Consider the following 22,480-nt stretch of genomic DNA (forward strand, 5'->3'; position numbering starts at 1 on the left):
ACGCCGGGGCCGGCCGCCTTGATCGGCGTACCCGCCGCGGCGGCGATGTTGATGCCCTGGTTCGGCTTGCCGGCCAGCGGCGCGTTGAAGCCGGCGATCACCGAGCCGGTCACCGGCCAGGCGAAGCGGCCGCCGGCTGCCACCCAGGCCCCGGCCCGGGCCGGCGGCCGCTTCGCCTGGCCGGTGACCGGCTCGGTGATCGCCGGCTTCAACGCGCCGCTGGCCGGCAAGCCGAACCAGGGCATCAACATCGCCGCCGCGGCGGGTACGCCGATCAAGGCGGCCGGCCCCGGCGTCGTCGCCTATGCCGGCAACGAGCTGCGCGGCTACGGCAACCTGGTGCTGATCCAGCACGGCGATGGCCTCGTCACCGCCTATGCCCATGCCGCGTCGCTGTCGGTGAAGAAGGGCGACCAGGTCGGCGCCGGCCAGACCATCGGCACGGTCGGCCAGACCGGCGCCGTCGACCAGCCGCAGCTGCATTTCGAGGTGCGCAAGAACAGCCAGCCGGTCGACCCGAAGCAGTATCTGCAATAGGAGCCCACGAGCCTCAGTATCGATCCGTCATGGCGAGGAGCGAAGCGACGTGGCCATCCAGGGGCCGGTGCCGCTGGATGGCCACGCCCCTGCGGGGCTCGCCATGACGGCTATCAAAAGTCACAGGCCGGGACAGCGTTAGGGCCGCTCGACGGGCGCCAGCTCGGCCAGCAGGGCATCGAGGAAGGCCCGGACCGCGGCCGGCAGGGTGCGGCCGGCCATGGTCAGGATGTGCAGCGTGCTGTCGGTCATGCTCTCATCGGCGACCGGCACCGCGACGAAGCCGTCCAGCTCCACCCGCCCGGGGTCGCGGATGGCGCTGGTGAAGTGGATGCAGCCCTCGATGTCGCTGAAGCGGCGCAGCGCGGCCATCGAGTTGGTCGACAGCACCGGCTCCAGCACCAGCCCCTGCAGGTTGCAGGCGGCGTCGATCAGCTGACGCTGGGTGCGGTCGGGATCCGGCAGGGCGACGGGGTAGGGCCGGGTGTCGGCCAGGGTCAGGCTCTTCCGCCCGGCCAGCGGGTGCTGCGCCGGCATCAGCGCATGCATCGGCCGGCGGATCATCCGCTCCACCGCCGTGCCGCGCGGTGGCGCCAGGTTGAAGGAGATGCCGAGGTCGGTCTCGCCGTCCCGCACCCGCTCGGCGATCTCGATCGAGGTGCCGATCCAGAGATGGAAGGTCACGCCCGGATGCTCGCGCCGGAACGCCGCCACCACGGGTGTCAGGACATCCAGGCCGAAGCCCTCGAAGCTGGCCAGCCGGACATGGCCGCGATGCGGACCCTGCAGCGCGCGGATCTCCGCCGCCGCGCGCTCGCCGTCCAGCATCGACCGGCGGGCATGGCTGGCCAGGATCTCGCCGGCGGCGCTCGGCACCATGCCGCGGGGCCGGCGCTCGAACAGCTCGGCCCCCAGCTCGCGCTCCAGCTTGGCGATCTGGCGGCTGATGGCGGAGGCGGCGACGTTCAGCCGCTTCGACGCATCCGCGATCGAACCGGTGCGGGCGACTTCCAGGAAGTACCGAAGGGCGGTGCTGTGCATGCCGGTCCTTTCGTCCGTTGCCGAAGCGGCAACGCGTTGTTCGATTTATAGCGCTTGTGGCATGCGGGCCGCGTTCCTACCAGGGGGTGACGAACGACAACTGGACAGGGATGGCAATGGACAGCTTCTCGCCCGAGGCGATCGCGGAGGCCGTGGCGACCCGCCGGCATCTGCATGCGAACCCCGAGCTGAAATACGAGGAGCGCGGCACCGCCGATCTGGTCGCATCGAGACTGCGCGGCCTCGGCTACGCGGTCGAGACCGGGGTGGCCGAGACCGGTGTGGTCGGGCTGCTCGACACCGGCCGGCCGGGACCCACCATCGCCTTCCGCGCCGACATGGACGCGCTGCCGATCCTCGAGGACACCGGCCTGCCCTATGCGTCGACGGTGCCCGGCAGGATGCATGCCTGCGGCCATGACGGGCACACCGCCTCGCTGCTGCTGGCCGCAAGCGGCCTCGCCGGCATCGCCGGGCGCCTGTCCGGCCGCATCAAGCTCTTGTTCCAGCCGGCGGAGGAGGGCGGGCTGGGCGCCGCCCGGATGATCGCGGCCGGGGTGCTGGACGGCGTCGCCGCCATCTATGGCTATCACAACCGGCCCGCCTATCCGCTCGGCCGGGTCTTCGCCAAGACCGGCCCGACCATGGGCGGCAGCTCGCTCTACGAGGTCACCATCTCCGGCAAGGGCGGCCATGCCTCGCGGCCGGACCTGACGGTCGACCCGATCTTCGTCGGCACCGCCGTGGTGCAGGCGCTGCAGAGCGTGGTGTCGCGCCGCCTGTCGCCGCTGGAATCCGGCGTCGTCACCGTCACCCAGTTCCATGGCGGCAACAGCCACAACATCATCCCGATGGCGGCGACGCTGGCGATCAACACCCGCGACGGGTCGCCCGCCGCCTTTGAGCGGATCGACCAGGAGCTGCGCTGGGTCATCGCCCAGACCTGCGAGGCGCATGGCGCCACCGCGGCGATCGAGCAGACCATGCGCATCCCCTCGGTGGTGAACGACGCCGGCGAGACCGACTTCGTGCTGGCGACCGCGCTGGACATGGTCGGCCCCGACCGCTCCGGCCGGATGGACTCGCTGCCGACCATGGGGGCGGAGGACTTCGCCTTCTACCTGGAGCGGGTGCCGGGCTGCTTCTTCTTCGTCGGCAACGGCGAGGACAGCGCCTATCTGCACCATCCCCGCTACGACTACCGCGACGAGATCCTGCCGGTCGCCGCCGGCATGTTCACCGCCATCGCCGAACGCCGCCTTGGGGGCCGCTGACAATGACCGCCACCTCCCAGGCCGAAGGCCGCTCCGGGATGCAGCGCTTCCTGGCGATGATCGAGCGCGCCGGCAACCGCCTGCCGCATCCGTTCCTGCTGTTCCTGATCCTCTGCGCCGTCGTTGCCGTGCTGTCCTGGCTGATGGCGATGGGCGGCGCCTCCGGCATCAACCCGAAGTCCGGCAAGGAGGTCGCGGTCCAGAGCCTGATCTCCGGCGACGGGCTGGTCTTCGCCCTGACCTCGATCGCCAGGAACTACGTCAACTTCCCGCCGCTCGGCGTCATCCTGGTGATCATGCTGGCGATCGGCGTGGCCGATAAGGTCGGGATGATCGCCAGCCTGATGCAGGTCAGCGTGATCAAGGCCCCGCGGGTCCTGACCACCTTCGTCATCTTCCTGGTCGGCATGTGCAGCCACATGGCGTCCGACGCCGCCTACATCGTGCTGATCCCGCTGTCGGCGATGATCTTCCAGGCGGTCGGGCGCAACCCGCTGGTCGGCGCCGTCACCGGCTATGTCGCGGTCGGCGCCGGCTACGACGCCAGCCTGTTCATCACCCCGGTCGATATCATCCTGTCCGGCATCACCACCGGCGCCGCGCATGCGATCGACCCAAAGGCCTATGTCTCGCCGCTCGACAACTACTACTTCATCGCCTGCTCGGCGGTGCTGCTGTCGCTGGTCGGCACCCTGGTGATCGAACGGATCGTCGAGCCGCTGGCCGGCCGGTACACCGGCGACGTGGTGCTGACGCTGGAGCCGATCGGCCAGGTCGAGAGCCGGGCGCTGAAGCGGGTCGGCTGGGTGGCGCTGGCCTTCCTCGCGGTGGTGCTGATCGCGGTGCTGCCGGCCGGGTCGCCGCTGCGCAACGAGGAGGGCGAGCTGGTGCCGTCGCCCTTCCTCGACGCCATTGTCGCCATCCTGGCGGTGTTCTTCCTGACGCTCGGCTGGGTCTATGGCTCTGCGGTCGGCAAGGTGAAGAGCGCCCGCGACGTTGCCGGCTTCATGGCCGAGGCGGTGAAGGAGCTGGCGCCGACCCTGGTGCTGTTCTTCGCCATCTCGCAGTTCCTGGCCTGGTTCCGCTGGACCAATCTGGGCGAGTGGATCGCGATCCACGGCTCGCACCTGCTCGACACCGGCGGGCTGGGCGGCACGCCGCTGGTGCTGGCCTTCATCCTGCTGGCCATGGTGATGAGCGTCTTCATCACCTCCGGCTCGGCGCAATGGTCGCTGATGGCGCCGGTGTTCGTGCCGATGATGATGCTGGTGGGGCTGGAGCCGGCGCTGGTCCAGGCCGCCTTCCGCATCTCGGACTCGGTCACCAACGTGATCTCGCCGATGAGCCCGTACTTCGCCGTCTGCCTGGCCTTCCTGCAGCGCTACCAGAAGGATGCCGGCATCGGCACGCTGGCGGCGATGACGCTGCCGATCTCGATCGGCTTCCTGGTCGCCTGGACCGCCTTCCTGGTGCTGTGGATCGAGGTCGGGCTGCCGCTGGCCCCGGGCGTCGGGCTGTTCCTGAACTGACGGGAGAGGGGCGGCAGAAGCCGCCCCTTCCTGCTACTTCGCGGCCTCGAGCCGCTTGCCGAGGCGACCGGCCAGGTCCTGGATGTACTGCCAGGCGACGCGGCCGGAGCGGGAGCCGCGGGTGATGGTCCACTCCAGCGCCTCGGCCCGCAGCGTCACGGGATCGATCTCCAGGCCGAAGGCCTTGGCGTAGCCCTCGATCATCTCCAGATAGGTGTCCTGGTTGCAGCCATGGAAGCCGAGCCACAGGCCGAAGCGGTCGGACAGCGACACCTTCTCCTCCACTGCCTCGCCGGCGATGATCGCGGTCGACCGCTCGTTCTCGATCATCTCCCGCGCCAGGATGTGGCGGCGGTTCGAGGTGGCGTAGAACACCACGTTGTCCGGCCGGCCCTCGATGCCCCCCTCCAGGATCGCCTTCAGCGACTTGTAGCTGGCGTCCTGGCCGTCGAAGGACAGGTCGTCGCAGAACAGGATGAAGCGGCGGTCCGAGGCGCGCAGCAGATGCAGCAGCCGGGGCAGGGAGGAGATGTCCTCGCGATGGATCTCGACCAGGCCCAGGATGCCGCCGGCCTCGCCGTTCACCGCCGCATGCACCGACTTGACCAGCGAGCTCTTGCCCATGCCGCGCGAGCCCCACAGCAGGGCGTTGTTGGCGGGCAGGCCCTGGGCGAAGCGGCGGGTGTTCTCCAGCAGCAGGTCGCGCTGCAGCTCGATGCCCTGCAGCAGGTCGAGATCGACCCGGCTGACCGTGGCGACCGGCTGCAGCCGGCCGTGCTCGGCATCCCAGGTGAAGGCGTCGGCGCTGGCCAGGTCGGTTGGTGCCGGCGGCGGCGGGGCCAGCCGCTCCAGCGCATCGGCGATGCGGGTCAGCAGCTGCAGATGTGTCGGGTCCAGGTCGGCCACCGGACGGTCTCCTTCGTTTTCGGCCCGCCGACGCTAATGATCGTGCCGCAGGCCTGTCGAGATCAACCGCCGCAGGGCTCCCTTGCCCTGGCAGGATGGCCGGGCCCGGCCATCCTGCAAACTTCCGGGTCCGGCAGGGTTGCCGCGGCAATCCTGCCGGGGCGCAGATACCCGGATTCCGTTGCAACCGCGGCCCCGGCCGCTATAGTCGCGCGCGACTGCAAAGGTGGAGCGAAGGATGCTGATTTCGGAGGCCTATGCCCAGACGGCCGACGCCGGCGCGGCCGGCGGTGCTAATGTGCTGTTCCAGTTCGCGCCGCTGATCCTCATTTTCGTCGTGTTCTACTTCCTGCTCATCCGGCCGCAGCAGAAGCGGGCGAAGGAGCATCGCGACATGCTGGGCGCTCTGCGCCGCGGCGACCGCGTCGTCACCGGCGGCGGCATCATCGGCACTGTGCAGAAGGTGGCCGATGACGAGCTGACGGTGGAGATCGCCGAGAACGTCCGCGTCAAGGTGCTCCGCAGCACGGTGACCACGGTCCTGGCCCGCACCGAGCCGGCCAAGGGCGGCGGGTCGGGCAACGGCGACAAGGACGAGGAGGCTGTGCCCCCGGCCGCGGCCAATGCGCCGGCTGAGGCGGACAAGCCGAAAGGGCTGGGCCGCTTCCTGTCGCGAAAGTGAGTTGAACGGGGGCGGAGCCGTCATGGAGATCAATTCCGTCATCCCGCCCGGGCGGCGGATGATCGACGGCTATCCGCCGGGCGGGTTCCGGGTCGCCGGCACGCTGTACGAAGGGCCGATGCTGATCTGGCCGGAGGGCGAGGCGCCCTGGTCGCTGGACCGGATCGAGGATCTCGCCCTCGCCCATCTCGACCCGGTGCGGCGGATTGACCCGCCGGTCGAGGTGCTGCTGATCGGCTGCGGTCCGCGGATGGTGCTGCTGCCCTCGGCGCTGCGGCGGCAGATCCGCGAGGCCGGCATCGGCATGGACGCGATGGACACCGGCGCCGCCTGCCGCACCTACAACGTCCTGATCTCGGAGGGTCGCCGCGCCGCCGCGGCGCTGATCCCGGTCTGACGACACCGTCCGGACGCTGATCGGAGGCCCACTTCGGCGGGCCTTTTTGCTGCCTGTCTTTTCGCTGCGAACGCCGTACTCTTCCGACAACCGCAACAGCAGCAGGGGAGGCGTGACATGAAGGCGATGACGGCGGGCATCACCGGGGCCGCGGAGGGGATCGACGGCATCTCCTGGTCCATCCTGGGCCAGACCTATGTGCCGAAGCAGATCTCGGCGGACAGCTTCGCCTGGCACGCCACCTTCGGCATCGGCACCTTCGTGCCGTCGCACATCCATCCGCTGCAGGACGAGTTCCTCTACATCCTCGAGGGCAAGCTCGACTTCATGCTCGACGGTGCACAGGCCAGCGCCACGGTCGGCGACCTGGTGCGCCTGCCGAAGGGCATCCCGCACGGCATCTTCAACAACAGCGGCGCGATCGCGAAGTCGCTGTTCTGGGTGGCGCCCACCGGCCGGTTGGTCGAGCTGTTCCAGGGACTGCACGACCTGCCGGAGCAGACGCCCGAAGCGGTGGTGGCGCTGGCGGCCAAGCACGACGTCGACTTCCTGCCGCCGCCCGCTTAGAGCGTGATTGTTTCAGGTGAATCACGCCGGCGAGCTCCAGCCGAAGAAACAGGATGCCGAGCGTCTGTGCGGGTTGCCTCTCCCGCCGGACGCGGGAGAGGTCGGGCGCCCGCAGGGCGACCGGGTGAGGGCTGGCCCAGGCCTCGACAAAATCCCCTCACCCGGAGCCGCTCCGCGTCTCCGACCTCTCCCGCAAGCGGGAGAGGCAACACCCGGTGCGGTCCTTCCAGCGTGACCCGATCTCAATTCATCCCGCTCTAACTTGGCCGTCGCAGCTGGGCCGGGGTGAAGCCGGCCACCGTCGCATAGCCGCGGACGATGGCTTGGCGTTCCGCATGCGGCAGGACGGCCTCGATGTCCTCGAAGCCGTCCGGCGCCAGCTGCTCGATCACGTCGATCACGCCCTCCGGCCCGCCGCTGCGGTTCAGCCGCACGATCTCCGCCGTCTTCGGCCGCCGGTCGGCTTCGTAGCGCTCCAGCGCGGCGATGGCATCCGAGCTGTCCGCCAGGGCGTCGGCCAGCGCACGGGCATCGAGGATCGCCTGGGACGCGCCGTTCGAGCCGACCGGGTACATCGGATGCGCCGCGTCGCCCAGCAGCGTGACCCGGCCGTGGCGCCAGCGCGGCAGCGGGTCGCGGTCGCACATCGGATACTCCCAGAACTCCGGCGTCGCCGTGACGATCTCGACGATGTCCGCCTCCGGCAGCGCGAATCGCCGGGCATGCGGCAGCACCTCCTCCAGCCGCCCTGGCCGCGACCAGTCCTCGCGCCGGGGCGGGGGCGTGCTGCCGTCGCCGATGCGGGCGCAGACCGCCCAGTTGGTCAGCCGCCGGTCGGGCGCGGTGCCGGGCGCGATCGGGTACAGCACCACCTTCGCCTGCATGCCGCCGGCGACGATCATCGTGCGGCCGTCCATGAAGGCGGGCCAGTCGGTCGCGCCGCGCCAGATCATCATGCCGTTCCAGGACGGCGGCCCCTGGTTCGGAACGAGTATGTCCCGCACGACCGAGTGGATGCCGTCGGCGGCGATCAGGACATCGCCCCGCGCGGTGCCGGCCGGGGCGCCATGGCGGTCGACGAAGTGGACAATCACCTCGCTGTCGCTCTGCTCGAAGCCGGCCAGGCGGCGGCCATGGTGGATCTCGCCGCCCAGCCGCTCCCGCGCCGCCTTGTGCAGCACGCCGTGCAGCCGGCCGCGATGGATCGAGAACTGCGGCACCGGGAAGCCGGCGTCCAATCCGCGCGGCTCGCGCCACACGACCTGGCCGAAGCGGTTGGTGTAGAGCAGCTCGCGGGTGCGGATGGCGACGGCGTCGAGCCGGTCGAGCAGGCCGAGCCCGGCGAGCTCCTGGATCGCATGCGGCAGGGTGTTGATGCCGACACCGACCTCCCGCGGCTCGGTCGCCTGCTCGAACACGGCACAGCCGATGCCGCGCGCCTGCAGCATCAGCGCCGCGGTCAGCCCGCCGATGCCGCCGCCGACGATGATCGCCTTCATCGGTCGCCTCCCTCGCTCTTTCGCCGACCAAGTGTTGAGCCTCGGGCTCGGGCTGGCAACCTCCGGTGGCGATCGGCGCCGCGAGCGGGCATATAGGGGCCGCCATGCCGACCACCGATCCCCTGGGCCAGAACGGCGAGCAGGTCCGCCGCCTCGACCACGACCGCTACCTGACCTGCCTGTTCGCCCCGGCGCCGCGCCGGGCGGCGCTGTTCGCGCTCTACGCCTTCAACATCGAGGTGGCGAAGACGCGCGAGGTGGTCAGCCAGCCGCTGCTCGGCCAGATCCGGCTGCAATGGTGGCGCGATGCGATCGGCGAGATCTATGACGGCCGGCCGCGGCGGCACGAGGTGCTGGACGCGCTGGCCCCGGCGGTCTGGGCGCATGATCTGAGCCGCGCCCATTTCGACACCGTCGTCGATGCCCGCGAGCGCGACCTGGAGGACGAGCCGCCGGCGACGCTCGCCGATCTCGATCGCTATGCCGCCGAGACCGCTGGGCCTCTGCTGCGCCTGCATCTCGAGGTGCTGGGCGTCCGCGACGACGCGGCGCATCGGGCGGCGACGGCGGTCGGCACCGCCTGGGCGCTGGTCGGGCTGATGCGGGCCGTCCCGTTCCACGCCCGGCAGAAGCGCCTGTACCTGCCCCAGGATGTGATGGCGGCCGAAGGCGCCGATCGCGGCCTGCTGTTCGAGATGAAGCCGCATGACGGGCTGCGCCGGGCGGTGGCCCGGGTGGCGGAGGCTGCCGCCGAGCGCCTAGCCGAGGCGCGGCGGCTTCGCCGGGATGTGCCGCGGGCGGCGGTGCCGGCCCTGCTGTCCGCGCGCCTGGCGGACGGCTATCTGCGCCGGCTTCGCCGGGCCGGGCACGACGTCTTCGCCACCCAGGTCCAGGAGCCGCCGCCGCTGCGCCAGGCGGATCTGGTGCTGGGGGCCATGCTGGGGCGCTACTAGCCGCCCGATCCTCTGACCATCTTTGTCGTTCCGGAATCCGGCATTCCGCCGGCCCGTCGTCGTGCCCGCTGTAAAGCGGCTTGATCGACGCTTTTGCCTGTTGCTAGAGTTTCATTATTCGAAAGTAATGTTCCAAAAAATGGAACTTAATGAGATGGCTTGATGACCACGCTCGAAAGCGCCGCCGCTGTCCTGCGCTGCTTCTCCGCCAGCCGCACCGAGATCACGGTGACCGAGGCGTCGGCGCTGCTGTCGCTGCCGAAGAGCAACATTTCCCGCCTGCTGCGGGCCATGCGCGACGCCGGGCTGCTGGAGACGATCGGCGACAGCAAGCGCTATCGGCCGGGGCCGCTGATCCTCGGCGTCGCGCATCTCTACAGCTCGACCTCGTCGCTGGTCGGCCGGGCGGATGCGGTGGTGGCCCGGATCGTCGCCGCGGTCGGCCACACCGGCTATGTCTCGATCCGCGACGGCGGCGAGGTGACCGGCCTGACCTACCACCCCGGCACCAATGTGCTGCGCGTCGCCACGCCGGTCGGCCGGCCGCTGGCGGCGCATTCCAGCGCCACTGGCCGGTCGCTGCTGGCCCGGCTGTCGGACGACCAGGTGCGGGCGCTGTTTTCCCAGCCCTGGACGCCGGTGTCGCCGACCGCACCGCAGACCCTCGACGAGCTGCTGCAGCGGCTGGAGCGAGTCCGCCGGCTGGGCTTCGCGGAATCCCATGACGAGGCCAATCGCGGCGTCGGCGCCCTGGCCGCCGCCGTCGGGGTGCCCGAGACGGGCGAGGCGGTCAGCCTCTGCATCGCCTACCCGGTCTCCACCGTCACGGCGGAGGAGCGGGAGGACATCATCGCCCGGCTGCTGGCCGGGGCAAAGGAGGTCGCGGCCCTGGCCGGCGACCCTCAATGGACGAACCAGGCCGGGCTCTCGGCCTCCGCAGCGTAACCAAGGACCAGATCATGCAGGCGACGCGCTGGCGCATCGGCTTCGACATCGGCGGCACCTTCACCGATTTCATCCTCTATGACGGCGAGGGGCGCACGGTGAAGCTGCACAAGCGGCTGACCACGCCGCACGACCCGTCCGAGGCGGCGCTGATCGGGATCGAGGAGCTGGTCGAGATGGCCGGCCTCCGGCTGGCCGATGTCGGCGAGATGGTGCACGGCACCACCCTGGTCACGAACGCCGTGATCGAGCGCAAGGGCGCGACGCTGGGGCTGATCACCACCCAGGGATTCCGCGACGTGCTGGAGATGGGCACGGAGCAGCGCTACGACATCTACGACCTGTTCCTGCAGTTCCCGGAGCCGCTGGTGGCCCGCCGGCTGCGGCTGGAGGTGCCGGAGCGGGTGGACCGCGACGGCGGGGTGGTCGAGACGCTGGACCGCGAGGCCGTCCGGGGCGCGTTGCGTAAGCTGGTGGCCGAGGGCGTGGAGGCGGTGGCCGTGTGCTTCCTGCATTCCTACCGCAACCCGGAGCATGAACGGATCGTCGGCGAGATCGCCCGCGCCGAGTTCCCGCAGCTGGCCGTGTCGCTGTCCTCCGAGGTGGTGGCGGAGCTGTGGGAGTACCAGCGCTGCGTCACCACCTGCGCCAACGCCTATGTCCAGCCGCTGATGGACCGCTACCTGCAGCGGCTGGAGCGGGAGCTGGCGGCGCGCGGCTTCACGGGCACGCTGCGGCTGATGCACTCCGCCGGCGGGCTGGTGGCGCCGGAGACGGCGCGCGCCTTCCCGATCCGGCTGCTCGAATCCGGCCCGGCCGGCGGCGGCCTGGCCACCGCGCTGTTCGGCGCCCTGGCCGGCAAGGCCGACGTCATCTCCTTCGACATGGGCGGCACCACCGCCAAGGCCTGCATGATCGAGGACGGCCGCGCCGAGATCGCGCCGATGATGGAGGCGGGGCGCGTCCACCGCTTCAAGAAGGGCTCGGGCCTGCCGATCAAGGCGCCGGTGATCGACATGATCGAGATCGGCGCCGGCGGCGGGTCGATCGCCTCGATCGACGAGGTCGGGCTGCTGCGCGTCGGGCCGCATTCCGCCGGTTCCGATCCCGGCCCGGCCTGCTACGGCAAGGGCGGGGTCGAGCCGACGGTGACCGATGCCAACCTGGTGCTTGGTTACTATGATCCCGGCTTCTTCCTGGGCGGCCGCATGGCGCTGGACAAGGCGGCGGCCGAGGCCGCGGTGGCGCGGGTGGCCGAACCGCTCGGCCTGTCAGTCGAGGAGGCGGCCTGGGGCATCCACAAGGTGGTGACCGAGAGCATGGCCGCCGCCGCCCGCGTCCATCTGGTCGAGAAGGGCAAGGACCCGCGCCGCTACGCCATGGTCGGCTTCGGCGGCGCCGGCCCGGCCCATGCCGCCGGCGTGGCGCGGGTGCTGGGCGTGGCCGAGGTGATCATCCCGCCGGCCTCCGGCGCGGCCTCGGCGCTGGGCTTCCTGGTGGCGCCGCTGTCCTTCGAGCTGGTGCGGTCGCACCCGGTGCGCTTCTCCGGCGACTTCGACGCCGATGCCGTCAACGGTGTGCTGGCGGAGCTGGAGGAAGAGGGCCGGCGGCGGCTGGCCGAGGCGGGTGTCGATGCAGCGGCAGTCACGGTCGAGCGCAGCGCCGACATGCGGCTGTCCGGCCAGATGCACGAGATCGCCGTGCCGCTGCCGGCCGGCGCGATCGACGCCGGCAGCCTGGAGGCGATCCGCACCGCCTTCGCCGAGGTCTACACCGCCCGCTACACCTCCCTGTATGGCGGGGCCGAGATCGAGGCGATCAACTTCCGCGTCCGCTGCCTGGGCCCGACCCCGACGCTGTCGCTGGCCGGCGCCACCGGGGGCGGCGACGCCGCGGCCAAGCGCAAGGGCGCGCGCCAGGCCCGCTTCGCCGACGGTATCGTCGAGGCCGTGGTCTATGACCGCTACGCCCTGGTGCCGGGCGACCGGATCGAGGGGCCGGCGATCATCGAGGAGCGGGAATCCACCACCATCGTCCCGCCCGGCGACATCGTGCGGGTCGACGACACGCTGAACCTGCGCATCGCCATCGGCGTCGCCGCACCAGTCCAGGCGCTGGTCACCGCGGAGATGGCGCTGCCCGAGGCGATCGCCCGGATCGAGGCCGACCCGATCGCGCTGGAGATCATGTGGAGCCGCCTGGTCACCGTGGTCGAGGAGATGTGGTTGACGGTCTGCCGCACCGCCTTCTCGCTGGTGATCTCCGAGGCCCAGGACTTCGCCTGCGAGCTGCTGGACCCCGAGGGCGAGACGCTGGCCCATTCGCCGCGGGCGATGCCGGTGTTCAACCTGACCCTGCCGCGGGCGGTGAAGGCGCTGCTGCAGGAGTACCCGGCCGAGACGCTGCGGCCGGGCGACGTGCTGGTCACCAACGACCCCTGGCTGTGCGCCGGGCATCTGTTCGACATCGCCGTGGTGACGCCGGTGTTCCTCGAAGGCCGGCTGGTCGGGCTGATGGGCACGGTCGGCCATGTCTCCGACATTGGCGGCACCAAGGACAGCCTGCGGGCGCGTGAGATCTACGAGGAAGGCTTCCAGATCCCGCCGATGAAGCTGGTGGAGGAGGGGCGGCCGAACGCGGCGCTGTTCCGCCTGCTGGCCGAGAATGTGCGCAACCCGGGCCAGGTGACCGGCGACATCCACTCCTTCGTCGCCGCCAACGCGCTGGGCGCCGACCGGCTGGTCGCCTTCATGCGCGAATATGGCATGCAGGATCTGCGGGCGCTGGCCGCGGTGGTGCAGGGCCGGTCCGAGACGGCGATGCGCGAGGCGATCGCGGCACTGCCGGACGGCACCTACCGGTCGGAGATCGAGAACAACCCGCTGGGCCAGGCGCTGCGCTATCCGCTGGCGCTGACCATTGCCGGCGACCGCATCACCCTCGATTTCGACGGCGCGCCGGCGCAGCTGCCGCAGGGCGGGCTGAACTGCACGCTGAACTACACCTCGGCGCATGCGACCTATCCGCTGAAATGCATGCTGACGCCGAATGTCCGCGGCAATGCCGGCTGCTACCGGCCGTTCGAGGTGAAGGCGCCGGAAGGGTCGATCCTGAACGCGACCAAGCCGATGGCGGTGAACCTGCGCACCCGCACCGGCTGGTACATCGCCCCGAACATCTTCCGCGCTTTGGCCGAGGCAGCGCCGGACAAGGTGCAGGCCTTCACCGGCCTGCCGGTGGCCGCCACCATCTATGGCCGCGACGGGGAGGGGGCGACCTATTCCGACATGCTGTTCATGGGCGGCGGGCAGGGCGCCTCCTCGCATGGCGACGGCAAGTCGGGCCTGCTGTGGCCGACCTCGGCCGCCAACACCTCGGTCGAGCTGTTCGAGACCCGGGTGCCGGTGCTGGTGCTGGAGAAGGCCTATGTCCAGGATTCCGGCGGGCCGGGGCGCCACCGTGGCGGGCTGGGCCAGCGCGTCTCGCTGCGCAAGCTGGCCGATGACGGGCTGGCCACCTTCGTCGCGGTCTATCCGGAGGGGGTGAAGTCCAGCAATCCCGGCCTGTTCGGCGGCGCGCCGGGCGGGGCCGCGCGGGGGCTGGTGCGCGACGCCCAGGGCCAGGTGCTGCGCGACTGCGGCACCGGCGAGCTGGTGCAGCTGACGCAGCCCGCCGAGATCGTCGAGGTCGTGCTGGCCGGCGGCGCCGGCTATGGCGACCCGGCGGAACGGCCGCGGGCGGCGCTGGACCGCGATGTCGGCGATGGGCGGGTCTCCGCCCCGGCCGATCCCGCCAAGGCCGCATGAGCTTCGGGGCCGCGCATCCAGGGGGTGCGCGGCCCTTCTTCTGACAGGGCACGCCCAAGAGCCCGCATCACGAGATCCAAGGCCGCGCCCAAGCGGCCCATCCAGGAGGTTTCATGCAGCACGACCTGACCGCGGACCCGACCGCGGCACCCCCCGCCGGCGGCGCCGAGCGGCGCCGCCATCCCAGCGTGTTCGAGCCGGCGACCCTCGCCCTGATCATCCTGCTCTGCGTGTTCGGCGCCATCATCGGCATGCAGATCCTGGTCAGCCTCGGCGTCTCGGCGAACACCTCGCTGATCGGCGCCCTGGCCGCCATGGTGCTGGCGCGGATCCCGCTGGGGCTGTTCGCCCGCTACCGCTCGATCCATGTCCAGAACCTGGCGCAGAGTGCGATCTCCGGCGCCACCTTCGGCGCCGCCAACAGCCTGCTGCTGCCGATCGGCATCCCCTATGCGCTCGGCCGACCGGACTTGGTGCTGCCGATGTTCGCCGGTGTCGCCCTGGCGATGCTGCTCGACGCCTATCTGCTGTACCGGATGTTCGACACCAAGGTGTTCCCGGCCTCCGGCGCCTGGCCGCCCGGCGTGGCGGCGGCGGAGGCGATCAAGGCCGGCGACGAAGGCGGCCGCAAGGCGGTGCTGCTCGGCGTCGGGGTGGCGATCGGGGCCATCGGCTCCTTCTTCAAGATCCCGATGTCGGCCTTCGGCATCGCCTTCATCGGCAACATCTGGGCGCTGGCCATGTTCGGCATCGGCCTGCTGCTGCGCGGCTATTCCGGGCCGCTGTTCGGCGGCGACGCCTTCGCCGGGATCATCCCCGGCGGCGACATGATGAAGGCCTATATCCCGCACGGCGTGATGATCGGCGCCGGGCTGGTGGCGCTGCTGCAGGTCGGCTCGACCCTGCTGCGCCGCGACACTGACGGCGCCGTTCGCACCCAGTCCGACGCGGCGCTGCGGCGGGCGCTCGGACTCGGCACCGCCGGATACATCGCGCTGGCCATGCTGATCGCCGCGGCCGGCGGGCTGTGGGCCGAGCTGTCCTGGGGCATGCTGGTGGCCTTCGTGGTCTATGCCGCTTTCGCCGCCTTCGTGCATGAGCTGATCGTCGGCCTGGCGGCGATGCATTCCGGCTGGTTCCCGGCCTTCGCCGTCGCCCTGATCACCCTGATCATCGGCATGCTGGTCGGCTTCCCGCCGACGGCGCTGGCGCTGCTGGTCGCCTTCTCCGCCGCGACCGGCCCGGCCTTCGCCGATATGGGCTACGACCTCAAGGCCGGCCACATCTTGCGCGGCAATGGCGCCGACCCGGAGTTCGAGCGCGACGGCCGCAGGCAGCAACTGCTGGCCGCCATGGTCGCCTTCCTGGTCGCCATCGTCGTCGTCTTCTTCTCCTGGGAGACCTATTTCGCCCAGGACATGCTGCCGCCGGTCGACCGGGTCTATGCCGCCACCATCGGCGCCGGCGTGGCGCCGGAGGTGGCGCGCTCGCTGGCCCTGTGGGCGATCCCCGGGGCGCTGGTGCAGTGGCTCGGCGGATCGAAGCGGCAGATGGGCATCTTGTTTGCCACCGGCCTGCTGCTGAACGCGCCGCTGGCCGGTTGGGCGGTGCTGGTCGGCATTCTCATCCGTGCCGTCTGGACCCGCTGGCGCGGCGAGGAGGGACGCAGCGAGATGGAGGTGGTGGCAGCCGGGGTGATCGCCGGCGACGCCCTGTTCAGCTTCTTCGACTCCGTGACCAAGCCCTTCACCGGCCGGCGCTAGGCATGGGCTGCCGCCGCTGCACGAAGTCGATGAAGGCGCGCAGCGGCGGCGGCGTCTGCCGGCGGCTGGGGTAGTAGAGATAGAAGCCGGGGAAGGGCGGGGTCCAGTCCTCGAGCATCCGCACCATCCGGCCGGCCTCGACCAGCGGCCGGATCTGCAGGTCGAACAGGTAGCCGATGCCGACGCCGTCCAGCACCGCCCGGATCGCCACCTCCGGCTCGGTGACGGTGAGCGGCCCTTCCACCGCCACCTCCAGCTTCTCGGCGCCGCGCTCGAACTCCCAGCGATACAGGCTGCCGTCGGTCGGCCAGCGGCTGTTGATGCAGCGGTGATGGCGCAGGTCGCGCGGCGTGGCGGGCGCGCCGAAGCGCTCGATATAGGAGGGGGCGGCCACGACCATCAGCTCCAGCTCGCCGCCCAGCTTCACCGCCACCATGTCGCGCTCGACCATCTCGCCCAGCCGGATGCCGGCGTCGAACCGGCCGGCGACGATGTCGACCAGCCGGTCCTCGACCACGATGTCGAGGACGATGTCCGGATAGGCCTCCTGGAACGGAGCGATCAGCGGCGCCAGGCGATGGATCGCGGCGATGCGGGAGGCGTTGAGGCGCAGCACGCCGGCCGGCGTGTCGCGCAGGGCCTGGGCCTGGGCGACCGCGGCGTCGAGGTCGGCCAGGGCGGGCAGCAACCCGGCCAGCAGCCTGGATCCAGCCTCGCTCGGCGCCACGCTGCGGGTGGTGCGGTTCAGCAGCCGCAAGCCCAGCCGCTCCTCCAGCCCGCGGATGGTCTGGCTCAGCGCCGATCGCGACAGGCCCAGCTGCGCCGCCGCGCGGGCGAAACTGCCATGTTCGGCGACCGCCGCGAAGGCCCGCAGCTCGGCGTAGTCGCTGCCCCGCATTGTACATAATTCCCTTAACGGCCCATGCGGATAATGCCGCCTCCCTGAACGAATGTCAGCGCGCCATCTTCCGGGTCACCCTGTTGGGAGATGACGATGAGCGACACCCTGTCCCTGGACCATTATCGCCTGCTCGGCCGTTCCGGCCTGCGGGTCTCGCCGCTCGCCCTCGGCGCCATGACCTTCGGCACCGACTGGGGCTGGGGCGCCGACGAGGCGGAGGTGCGCCGCATCGTCGACACCTATGTCGACCGTGGCGGCAACTTCATCGACACCGCCAACCAGTACACCGAGGGGACCTCGGAGCGCCTCGTCGGCAAGTTCGCGGCCGACCGGCGCGACCGGCTGGTGATCGCCACCAAATACACCCTGCCGCTGCGCCAGGGCGACCCGAACGCCGGCGGCAACCACCGCAAGAGCCTGGTCCGGTCGGTCGAGAGCAGCCTGCAGCGGCTGCAGACCGACTATATCGACCTGCTCTACCTCCACGCCTGGGACTTCACCACCCCGGTCGAGGAGATCCTGCGCGCCATGGACGACGTGGTCCGCGCCGGCAAGGTGCTGTATGTCGCGATCTCCGATGCGCCGGCCTGGCAGGTGTCGCGGATGCAGGCCATCGCCGACCTGCGCGGCTGGTCGCCGCTGATCGCGCTGCAGGTCGAGTACAGCCTGATCGAGCGGACGGTGGAGCGCGACCTGATCCCGATGGCGCGGGAGCTCGGCCTCGGCGTCATCCCCTGGTCGCCGCTGGCCAGCGGCGTGCTGACCGGCAAGTACAGCCGGGCGGATCTCGAGATCGGCGGCGGCACGGCGGCGGCCTCGGGCACGCGCAGGAACGTCGCCGCCGGCAACGGCGCCCTGACCGAGCGCGGCCTGGCCATCGCCGAGGCGGTGAAGGCGGTGGCGGCGGAGATCGGCCGGACCCCGGCGCAGGTGGCCATCGCCTGGACCCTGCTGAACCCGGCGGTGACCGCGCCGATCATCGGCGCCCGGACGGCGGCGCAGCTGGAGGACAATCTCGGCGCCCTCGACGTGGTGCTGTCGGAGGACCAGCGCGCGCGGCTGGAGGCGGCGAGCGCGATCGAGCCGGGCTTCCCGCACGAGTTCCTGGCCCGGCCGCTGACCCGCAACGTCATGTTCGGCGGCGTCCGCATCGCGCCGCGGACATAGGCCGGGCCTGGTCTGGCGGCCCGGCGAGGCCGGATAAACTCGTCGGGTGCGCCCGGCCCGCGACCGCTGTCACCAAACTGCATAAGCTTCCGGGTACACGGGGTGTGCACCAGGAGGCAGCACATGACTGAGCTGAAAGACACCGAGGCCCGCAGCTGGCTCGAGATCGAGCTCGAGGACGATATGGACGAGGAGCTCGAGCAGGCGGTCGACGACGCCCGCGTCCCGCCCGAGCTGCGCGCCCTGCTCGAGAAACGGCAGAAGAACACCCTCGACCGCCACACCTATTTCAGCGAGCTGCTGCGGATGCAGGGCGAGCTGGTGAAGCTGCAGGACTGGGTCCGCTACAAGGGCCTCAAGATGGTGGTCCTGTTCGAGGGCCGCGACAGCGCCGGCAAGGGCGGCGCCATCAAGCGCATCACCCAGCGCGTCAATCCCCGCACCTGCCGGGTGGTGGCGCTGCCCGCCCCGTCCGACCGCGAGAAGACCCAGTGGTACTTCCAGCGCTACGTGCCGCATCTGCCGGCGGCCGGCGAGATCGTGCTGTTCGACCGCAGCTGGTACAACCGCGCCGGCGTCGAGCGGGTCATGGGCTTCGCCAGCGAAGGCCAGGTCGAGGACTTCTTCCACGACGTGCCGGAGTTCGAGCGCATGCTGGTGCGCTCCGGCATCATCCTGGTGAAGTACTGGTTCTCGATCACCGACGAGGAGCAGCAGCTGCGTTTCCTCATGCGGATCCACGACCCGATCAAGCAGTGGAAGCTCTCGCCGATGGACCTGCAGTCCCGCGTGCGGTGGGAGCAGTACACCAAGGCCAAGGAGGCGATGTTCGAGCGCACCAGCATCCCCGAGGCGCCCTGGCACATCGTGGAAGGCAACGACAAGAAGCGCGCACGTCTGAACTGCATTTCGCACCTGCTCTCGGTGGTGCCCTATGAGGAGGTGCCGCACGAGGAGATCGCGCTGCCGGAGCGGGTGTTCGACCCGCATTACGAGCGCCGCACGCTGCCGTCGGAGCTCTACGTGCCGCATCGCTACTGAGCTGAGGGCCCGGACCGGGCGCGGCAGCCCCGCGCCCGGAATGCCGGCGACCTATGCCAAGGGCGAGGATGACCCATCCTTCGGTGTGCGGGATTGTCGGTCGGCACGATTGCCGGGACAGCCCGCCTCCGCGATCCTCCCCCTCACAGTCAGGCGCTGACGTTCGGTGGCGGGCCGGATCCGCGCCGAGGCGACATGGGCGGCCTGTCATCGGTGAGAGGTGAAGCCATGAAGATCGTCGTCATCGGCGGCAGCGGACTGATCGGATCCCGTACCGTCGCCCTCCTGCGCGCATCGGGGCACGACGTGCTCGCCGCCTCGCCCAGCACCGGCGTCAACACCCTGACCGGGGAGGGGCTGGCCCAGGCCCTGGCCGGCGCCGAGGTGGTGGTCGACGTCGCCAACTCGCCCTCCTTCGAGCCCCAGGCGGTGCGCGCGTTCTTCGAGACGGCAGGCCACAACCTCCTCTCCGCCGAACGCCGGGCCGGCATCCGCCACCATGTGGCGCTGTCGATCGTCGGCACCGACCGGATGCCGGACAACGGCTATTTCCAGGCCAAGGTGGCGCAGGAGACGCTGATCAAGGCGTCCGGCGTGCCCTACACCATCGTGCGCGCCACCCAGTTCATGGAGTTCTTCGGCGCCATCGCCGAATCGGGCGTCGTGGACGGGACGGTCCGCCTTCCGGGCGGCCTGTTCCAGCCCATCGCCGCCGAAGACGTCGCCGCGATCATGGCCGAGGCCGCGGCCGCGCCGCCGCATGGCGGCACCTTCGACATCGCCGGCCCCGACCGGGCACCCTTCGACCGCATCATCGCCCGCTATCTCGATGCGATGGGCGACTCCCGGCCCGTCGTCAGGGACGACGCCGCCCGCTACTTCGGCGGCACGGTCGCGGAGACCTCGCTGGTGCCGCTCGGCGAGGCCCGGATCGGGCGTGTCTCGCTCGACGCTTGGCTGCGCGACCATCGCCCCGCCTGACACCGACACCGTCGATCAAGGACATCCCGTCATGAAGCGCGCCATCCTCGCGGCCCTTCTCATCGCCGCCTCCGCCAGCCCGGTCCTCGCAGAGGCCTCCGGCTCCAAGAACGCCCGGGTCACGCTGGTCTATGAGCACGCCCTGCCGGACGTGCCCGGGAAGAGCGTCAAGGGCGTTCTCGTGGAATACGGTCCGGGCGGCTATTCGCCTGCCCACACCCACCCCAGATCGGCTCTGATCTATGCCACGGTGCTGGAGGGCGCCGTCAGGATGCAGATCAACCAGGGGCCGGTGCGCACCTTCAAGGCCGGCGAGAACTTCACCGAGATGCCCGGCGACCACCACGCCGTCAGCGCCAATGCCAGCGAGACGGAGCCCGCCAAGCTGCTCGCGGTGTTCGTCGTCAACACCGACGAGACCGTGCTGGTGACGCCGGACCCGAAATAGGCCGGACGATCAGGCCGCTTCGCGCCGGCCGAGCCAGAGGTCGAGGTCGGCCAAAGCCCGCTCGCTGTACAGGCTCTTGCGGTCGCGGCCCTTGACCTTCTTCTGGCCCGGCTGCCGCTCCGGAATCTCCGGCGGCGGGAACAGGCCGAAATTGACGTTCATCGGCTGGAAGGTCTCGGAATCGCCGCCGCCGGTGATGTGGCTCAAGAGGGCACCCAGCGCGGTGGTGACGGGCGGCGGGACGATGGCCCGGCCCAGCCGCTCCGCCGCCGCCATCCGCCCGGTCAGCAGGCCGATCGCGGCGCTCTCGACATAGCCTTCCACGCCGGTGACCTGGCCGGCGAAGCGCAGCCGCGGCATCGCCTTCAGCCGCAGCGCCGGGTCCAGCACCCGCGGGCTGTTGATGAAGGTGTTGCGGTGCAGCCCGCCCAGCCGCGCGAACTCGGCGTTCTGCAGGCCCGGGATCATGCGGAACACCCGCACCTGCTCGGCGTATTTCATCTTGGTCTGGAAGCCGACCATGTTGAACAGCGTGCCCAGCGCGTTGTCCTGGCGCAGCTGCACCACGGCCCAAGGCCGGCGGTCACTGTGCGGGTTGGTCAGGCCGACCGGCTTCATCGGGCCCCAGCGCAGCGTGTCCGGCCCGCGCTCCGCCATCACCTCGATCGGCAGGCAGCCGTCGAAATAGGGTGTGTCCTTCTCCCAGTCCTTGAACTCGGTCTTCGGCGCGGCCAGCAGCTCGGCGATGAAGGCCTCGTACTCCTCCTTCGACATCGGGCAGTTGATGTAGTCCTTGCCGGTGCCGCCGGGGCCGGGCTTGTCGTAGCGCGACTGGAACCAAGCGGTGTCGAAGTCGATCGACTCCCGATGGATGATCGGGGCGATGGCATCGAAGAAGGCCAGCTCGGCCTCGCCGGTCAGGCCGCGCACCGCCTCGGCCAGGGCCGGGGAGGTGAGGGGGCCGGTGGCGATGATGACGCTGTCCCAGGCCTCGGGCGGCAGGCCGGCGACCTCGCCGCGCTGCACCGTCACCAGCGGGTGGTTCGCCAGCTCGGCGGTGACGCCGGCGGAGAAGCCGTCGCGGTCGACCGCCAGCGCGCCGCCGGCCGGCACCTTGTGGGCGTCGGCATGGCGCAGGATCACTGACCCGCAGCGCCGCATCTCCTCATGCAGCAGGCCGACCGCGTTGTGCATCGCGTCGTCGGAGCGGAAGGAGTTGGAGCAGACCAGCTCGGCGAAGCCGTCGGTCTGGTGCGCCTCGGTGCCCCGCACCGGGCGCATCTCGTGCAGCACCACCGGCACGCCGGCGGAGACGAGCTGCCAGGTGGCCTCGCTGCCGGCAAGGCCGGCGCCGATGACATGGACGGGGGCGGGGCGCGTGCTCATCGAACCGATCTCCTGCGAAGGGCGAGACTGATACGCCGATCGTTTCGTCCAGGCAACGGGCAGGCAACGGGGCAGGCCGGATCCGGCGCCTTTGTCATGCCATGCTGCAGCATGTATCTAGGACAGTGTGCGCATGGACGGGGAGGGACATCGCATGGGGTGGAGATGGGCCTGGCTGCTGGCGGCGACGGTGCTGGCGCTTCCTCCCGCCGCCGCGGCGCAGGATACGCCGGCCGGCAGCGCCAACAATTCCTGCATCTTCGCCCATGACGGCGAATGCGACGAGGCCAACGGCACCTGCGCGCCCGGCACCGACAGCGCCGATTGCCGGCCGGACGCCAAGGCCGATCCGGCGAATTCCTGCCGCTTCGCCTTCGACAAGAGCTGCGACGAGCCCGGCAAGGGCTCGGGCCTCTGCTCGGCCGGGACGGACACGGCCGACTGCGCCGCGGCCGCTCCCACGCAGCAGACCCCGCCGGCCCAGTCCGTGCCGCCCGCCGGCCCGGGCGACGACAGCTGCCCCTTCGCGCGGGACAATGAATGCGATGAGCCGGGGGTCGGCTCGGGCGCCTGCGCCGCCGGCACCGACACCACCGACTGCAAGGCCAAGGCCGGCGGCGGCCTGCCGGCCGCGCCCGCGGCGCCGGCCGGCAGGCC

General features: G+C 70.8%; 20 protein-coding genes. 15 read left to right on the forward strand and 5 right to left on the reverse strand.

All coding sequences use genetic code 11. The features are described 5' to 3' along the window. Positions 1-537, forward strand: a 537-nt coding sequence (locus tag BWR60_RS30405; protein ID WP_179222013.1) for a murein hydrolase activator EnvC family protein, incomplete at its 5' end; no start/stop codon positions are given. A 138-nt stretch (positions 538-675) separates the two neighbouring features. On the opposite strand, the gene BWR60_RS30410 is transcribed toward BWR60_RS30405, so the two are convergent. After that, the gene (locus tag BWR60_RS30410; RefSeq protein WP_088156099.1) at positions 676-1,578 is read right to left on the reverse strand and encodes a LysR family transcriptional regulator; all 903 of its coding nucleotides are present in this window, start codon (positions 1,576-1,578) and stop codon (positions 676-678) included. 116 nt (positions 1,579-1,694) lie between these two features. On the opposite strand from BWR60_RS30410, the gene BWR60_RS30415 reads away from it, so the two are divergent. Both BWR60_RS30415 and BWR60_RS30420 read left to right on the forward strand, forming a co-directional pair. Further along, positions 1,695-2,852 (forward strand): M20 metallopeptidase family protein, encoded by a 1,158-nt coding sequence (locus BWR60_RS30415; protein ID WP_088156101.1) that lies wholly within the window; start codon positions 1,695-1,697, stop codon positions 2,850-2,852. 2 nt (positions 2,853-2,854) lie between these two features. Next, positions 2,855-4,381 (forward strand): AbgT family transporter, encoded by a 1,527-nt coding sequence (locus tag BWR60_RS30420; RefSeq protein ID WP_218823754.1) that lies wholly within the window; start codon positions 2,855-2,857, stop codon positions 4,379-4,381. Between the two features lie 33 nt (positions 4,382-4,414). Here the strand turns inward: BWR60_RS30420 and BWR60_RS30425 are convergent, their stop codons facing one another. Beyond that, positions 4,415-5,287 carry an ATP-binding protein gene (locus BWR60_RS30425; RefSeq protein ID WP_230983228.1) on the reverse strand — a complete coding sequence of 291 codons (873 nt, stop codon included), beginning with the start codon at positions 5,285-5,287 and terminating at the stop codon, positions 4,415-4,417. A gap of 238 nt (positions 5,288-5,525) precedes the next feature. Between BWR60_RS30425 and yajC the strand changes: the two genes are divergently transcribed. From yajC to BWR60_RS30440, 3 genes are all read left to right on the forward strand, one after another. Beyond that, positions 5,526-5,969: a preprotein translocase subunit YajC gene (gene yajC / locus BWR60_RS30430; RefSeq protein ID WP_088156103.1), complete on the forward strand. Its 444-nt coding sequence runs from the start codon at positions 5,526-5,528 to the stop codon at positions 5,967-5,969. Between the two features lie 22 nt (positions 5,970-5,991). Next, positions 5,992-6,366 (forward strand): Mth938-like domain-containing protein, encoded by a 375-nt coding sequence (locus BWR60_RS30435; RefSeq protein ID WP_088156105.1) that lies wholly within the window; start codon positions 5,992-5,994, stop codon positions 6,364-6,366. 117 nt (positions 6,367-6,483) lie between these two features. Next, positions 6,484-6,933, forward strand: coding sequence for a cupin domain-containing protein (locus tag BWR60_RS30440; protein WP_088156107.1), 450 nt, complete (start codon positions 6,484-6,486; stop codon positions 6,931-6,933). 257 nt (positions 6,934-7,190) lie between these two features. Here BWR60_RS30440 and BWR60_RS30445 read toward each other — a convergent pair whose 3' ends face one another. Beyond that, complete coding sequence (locus tag BWR60_RS30445; protein ID WP_088156109.1) at positions 7,191-8,432, reverse strand: flavin-dependent oxidoreductase; 1,242 nt, start codon at positions 8,430-8,432, stop codon at positions 7,191-7,193. A gap of 104 nt (positions 8,433-8,536) precedes the next feature. Between BWR60_RS30445 and BWR60_RS30450 the strand changes: the two genes are divergently transcribed. The 4 genes from BWR60_RS30450 to BWR60_RS30465 all read left to right on the forward strand — a co-directional run bounded on the left by BWR60_RS30450 (position 8,537) and on the right by BWR60_RS30465 (position 15,899). Continuing rightward, complete coding sequence (locus BWR60_RS30450; RefSeq protein WP_088156111.1) at positions 8,537-9,385, forward strand: phytoene/squalene synthase family protein; 849 nt, start codon at positions 8,537-8,539, stop codon at positions 9,383-9,385. Between the two features lie 162 nt (positions 9,386-9,547). Then, positions 9,548-10,330, forward strand: a complete 783-nt coding sequence (locus BWR60_RS30455) for an IclR family transcriptional regulator (protein WP_088156113.1) — start codon at positions 9,548-9,550, stop codon at positions 10,328-10,330. 14 nt (positions 10,331-10,344) lie between these two features. Then, on the forward strand, positions 10,345-14,136 hold the full coding sequence (locus tag BWR60_RS30460) for a hydantoinase B/oxoprolinase family protein (protein WP_088156135.1): 3,792 nt from the start codon (positions 10,345-10,347) through the stop codon (positions 14,134-14,136). A 113-nt stretch (positions 14,137-14,249) separates the two neighbouring features. Then, a complete protein-coding gene (locus BWR60_RS30465) occupies positions 14,250-15,899 on the forward strand; it encodes an OPT/YSL family transporter (protein WP_088156115.1) in 1,650 nt (549 codons plus the stop codon). Here BWR60_RS30465 and BWR60_RS30470 read toward each other — a convergent pair. Beyond that, positions 15,883-16,797: a LysR family transcriptional regulator gene (locus BWR60_RS30470; RefSeq protein WP_088156117.1), complete on the reverse strand. Its 915-nt coding sequence runs from the start codon at positions 16,795-16,797 to the stop codon at positions 15,883-15,885. The two genes, BWR60_RS30465 and BWR60_RS30470, sit on opposite strands and share 17 nt — an antisense overlap. Positions 16,798-16,893: 96 nt before the next feature. On the opposite strand from BWR60_RS30470, the gene BWR60_RS30475 reads away from it, so the two are divergent. The 4 genes from BWR60_RS30475 to BWR60_RS30490 all read left to right on the forward strand — a co-directional run bounded on the left by BWR60_RS30475 (position 16,894) and on the right by BWR60_RS30490 (position 20,437). Next, positions 16,894-17,967 carry an aldo/keto reductase gene (locus BWR60_RS30475; protein ID WP_088156119.1) on the forward strand — a complete coding sequence of 358 codons (1,074 nt, stop codon included), beginning with the start codon at positions 16,894-16,896 and terminating at the stop codon, positions 17,965-17,967. 123 nt (positions 17,968-18,090) lie between these two features. Beyond that, positions 18,091-19,008 carry a polyphosphate kinase 2 gene (gene ppk2 / locus BWR60_RS30480; RefSeq protein ID WP_088156121.1) on the forward strand — a complete coding sequence of 306 codons (918 nt, stop codon included), beginning with the start codon at positions 18,091-18,093 and terminating at the stop codon, positions 19,006-19,008. A gap of 228 nt (positions 19,009-19,236) precedes the next feature. Then, positions 19,237-19,989 carry an SDR family oxidoreductase gene (locus BWR60_RS30485; RefSeq protein WP_088156123.1) on the forward strand — a complete coding sequence of 251 codons (753 nt, stop codon included), beginning with the start codon at positions 19,237-19,239 and terminating at the stop codon, positions 19,987-19,989. A 31-nt stretch (positions 19,990-20,020) separates the two neighbouring features. Further along, on the forward strand, positions 20,021-20,437 hold the full coding sequence (locus BWR60_RS30490) for a cupin domain-containing protein (protein ID WP_088156125.1): 417 nt from the start codon (positions 20,021-20,023) through the stop codon (positions 20,435-20,437). 9 nt (positions 20,438-20,446) lie between these two features. Here the strand turns inward: BWR60_RS30490 and trmFO are convergent, their stop codons facing one another. Continuing rightward, a complete protein-coding gene (gene trmFO, locus BWR60_RS30495) occupies positions 20,447-21,823 on the reverse strand; it encodes a methylenetetrahydrofolate--tRNA-(uracil(54)-C(5))-methyltransferase (FADH(2)-oxidizing) TrmFO (protein WP_088156127.1) in 1,377 nt (458 codons plus the stop codon). Between the two features lie 154 nt (positions 21,824-21,977). On the opposite strand from trmFO, the gene BWR60_RS30500 reads away from it, so the two are divergent. Continuing rightward, the coding region (locus BWR60_RS30500; RefSeq protein WP_218823755.1) for a hypothetical protein at positions 21,978-22,480 on the forward strand (503 nt) is incomplete at its 3' end.

The organism is Inquilinus limosus, from assembly GCF_002195995.1.
Taxonomy (GTDB): Bacteria; Pseudomonadota; Alphaproteobacteria; order DSM-16000; family Inquilinaceae; genus Inquilinus; species Inquilinus limosus_C.

Excerpts from the sequence above, each read along its gene's own strand:
- BWR60_RS30410 (WP_088156099.1), bottom strand. The coding sequence starts at position 1,578 with ATGCACAGCACCGCCCTTCGGTACTTCCTGGAAGTCGCCCGCACCGGT.
- BWR60_RS30415 (WP_088156101.1), top strand. The coding sequence starts at position 1,695 with ATGGACAGCTTCTCGCCCGAGGCGATCGCGGAGGCCGTGGCGACCCGC.
- BWR60_RS30420 (WP_218823754.1), top strand. The coding sequence starts at position 2,855 with ATGACCGCCACCTCCCAGGCCGAAGGCCGCTCCGGGATGCAGCGCTTC.
- yajC (WP_088156103.1), top strand. The coding sequence starts at position 5,526 with ATGCTGATTTCGGAGGCCTATGCCCAGACGGCCGACGCCGGCGCGGCC.
- BWR60_RS30435 (WP_088156105.1), top strand. The coding sequence starts at position 5,992 with ATGGAGATCAATTCCGTCATCCCGCCCGGGCGGCGGATGATCGACGGC.
- BWR60_RS30440 (WP_088156107.1), top strand. The coding sequence starts at position 6,484 with ATGAAGGCGATGACGGCGGGCATCACCGGGGCCGCGGAGGGGATCGAC.
- BWR60_RS30445 (WP_088156109.1), bottom strand. The coding sequence starts at position 8,432 with ATGAAGGCGATCATCGTCGGCGGCGGCATCGGCGGGCTGACCGCGGCG.
- BWR60_RS30450 (WP_088156111.1), top strand. The coding sequence starts at position 8,537 with ATGCCGACCACCGATCCCCTGGGCCAGAACGGCGAGCAGGTCCGCCGC.
- BWR60_RS30455 (WP_088156113.1), top strand. The coding sequence starts at position 9,548 with ATGACCACGCTCGAAAGCGCCGCCGCTGTCCTGCGCTGCTTCTCCGCC.
- BWR60_RS30460 (WP_088156135.1), top strand. The coding sequence starts at position 10,345 with ATGCAGGCGACGCGCTGGCGCATCGGCTTCGACATCGGCGGCACCTTC.
- BWR60_RS30465 (WP_088156115.1), top strand. The coding sequence starts at position 14,250 with ATGCAGCACGACCTGACCGCGGACCCGACCGCGGCACCCCCCGCCGGC.
- BWR60_RS30470 (WP_088156117.1), bottom strand. The coding sequence starts at position 16,797 with ATGCGGGGCAGCGACTACGCCGAGCTGCGGGCCTTCGCGGCGGTCGCC.
- BWR60_RS30475 (WP_088156119.1), top strand. The coding sequence starts at position 16,894 with ATGAGCGACACCCTGTCCCTGGACCATTATCGCCTGCTCGGCCGTTCC.
- ppk2 (WP_088156121.1), top strand. The coding sequence starts at position 18,091 with ATGACTGAGCTGAAAGACACCGAGGCCCGCAGCTGGCTCGAGATCGAG.
- BWR60_RS30485 (WP_088156123.1), top strand. The coding sequence starts at position 19,237 with ATGAAGATCGTCGTCATCGGCGGCAGCGGACTGATCGGATCCCGTACC.
- BWR60_RS30490 (WP_088156125.1), top strand. The coding sequence starts at position 20,021 with ATGAAGCGCGCCATCCTCGCGGCCCTTCTCATCGCCGCCTCCGCCAGC.
- trmFO (WP_088156127.1), bottom strand. The coding sequence starts at position 21,823 with ATGAGCACGCGCCCCGCCCCCGTCCATGTCATCGGCGCCGGCCTTGCC.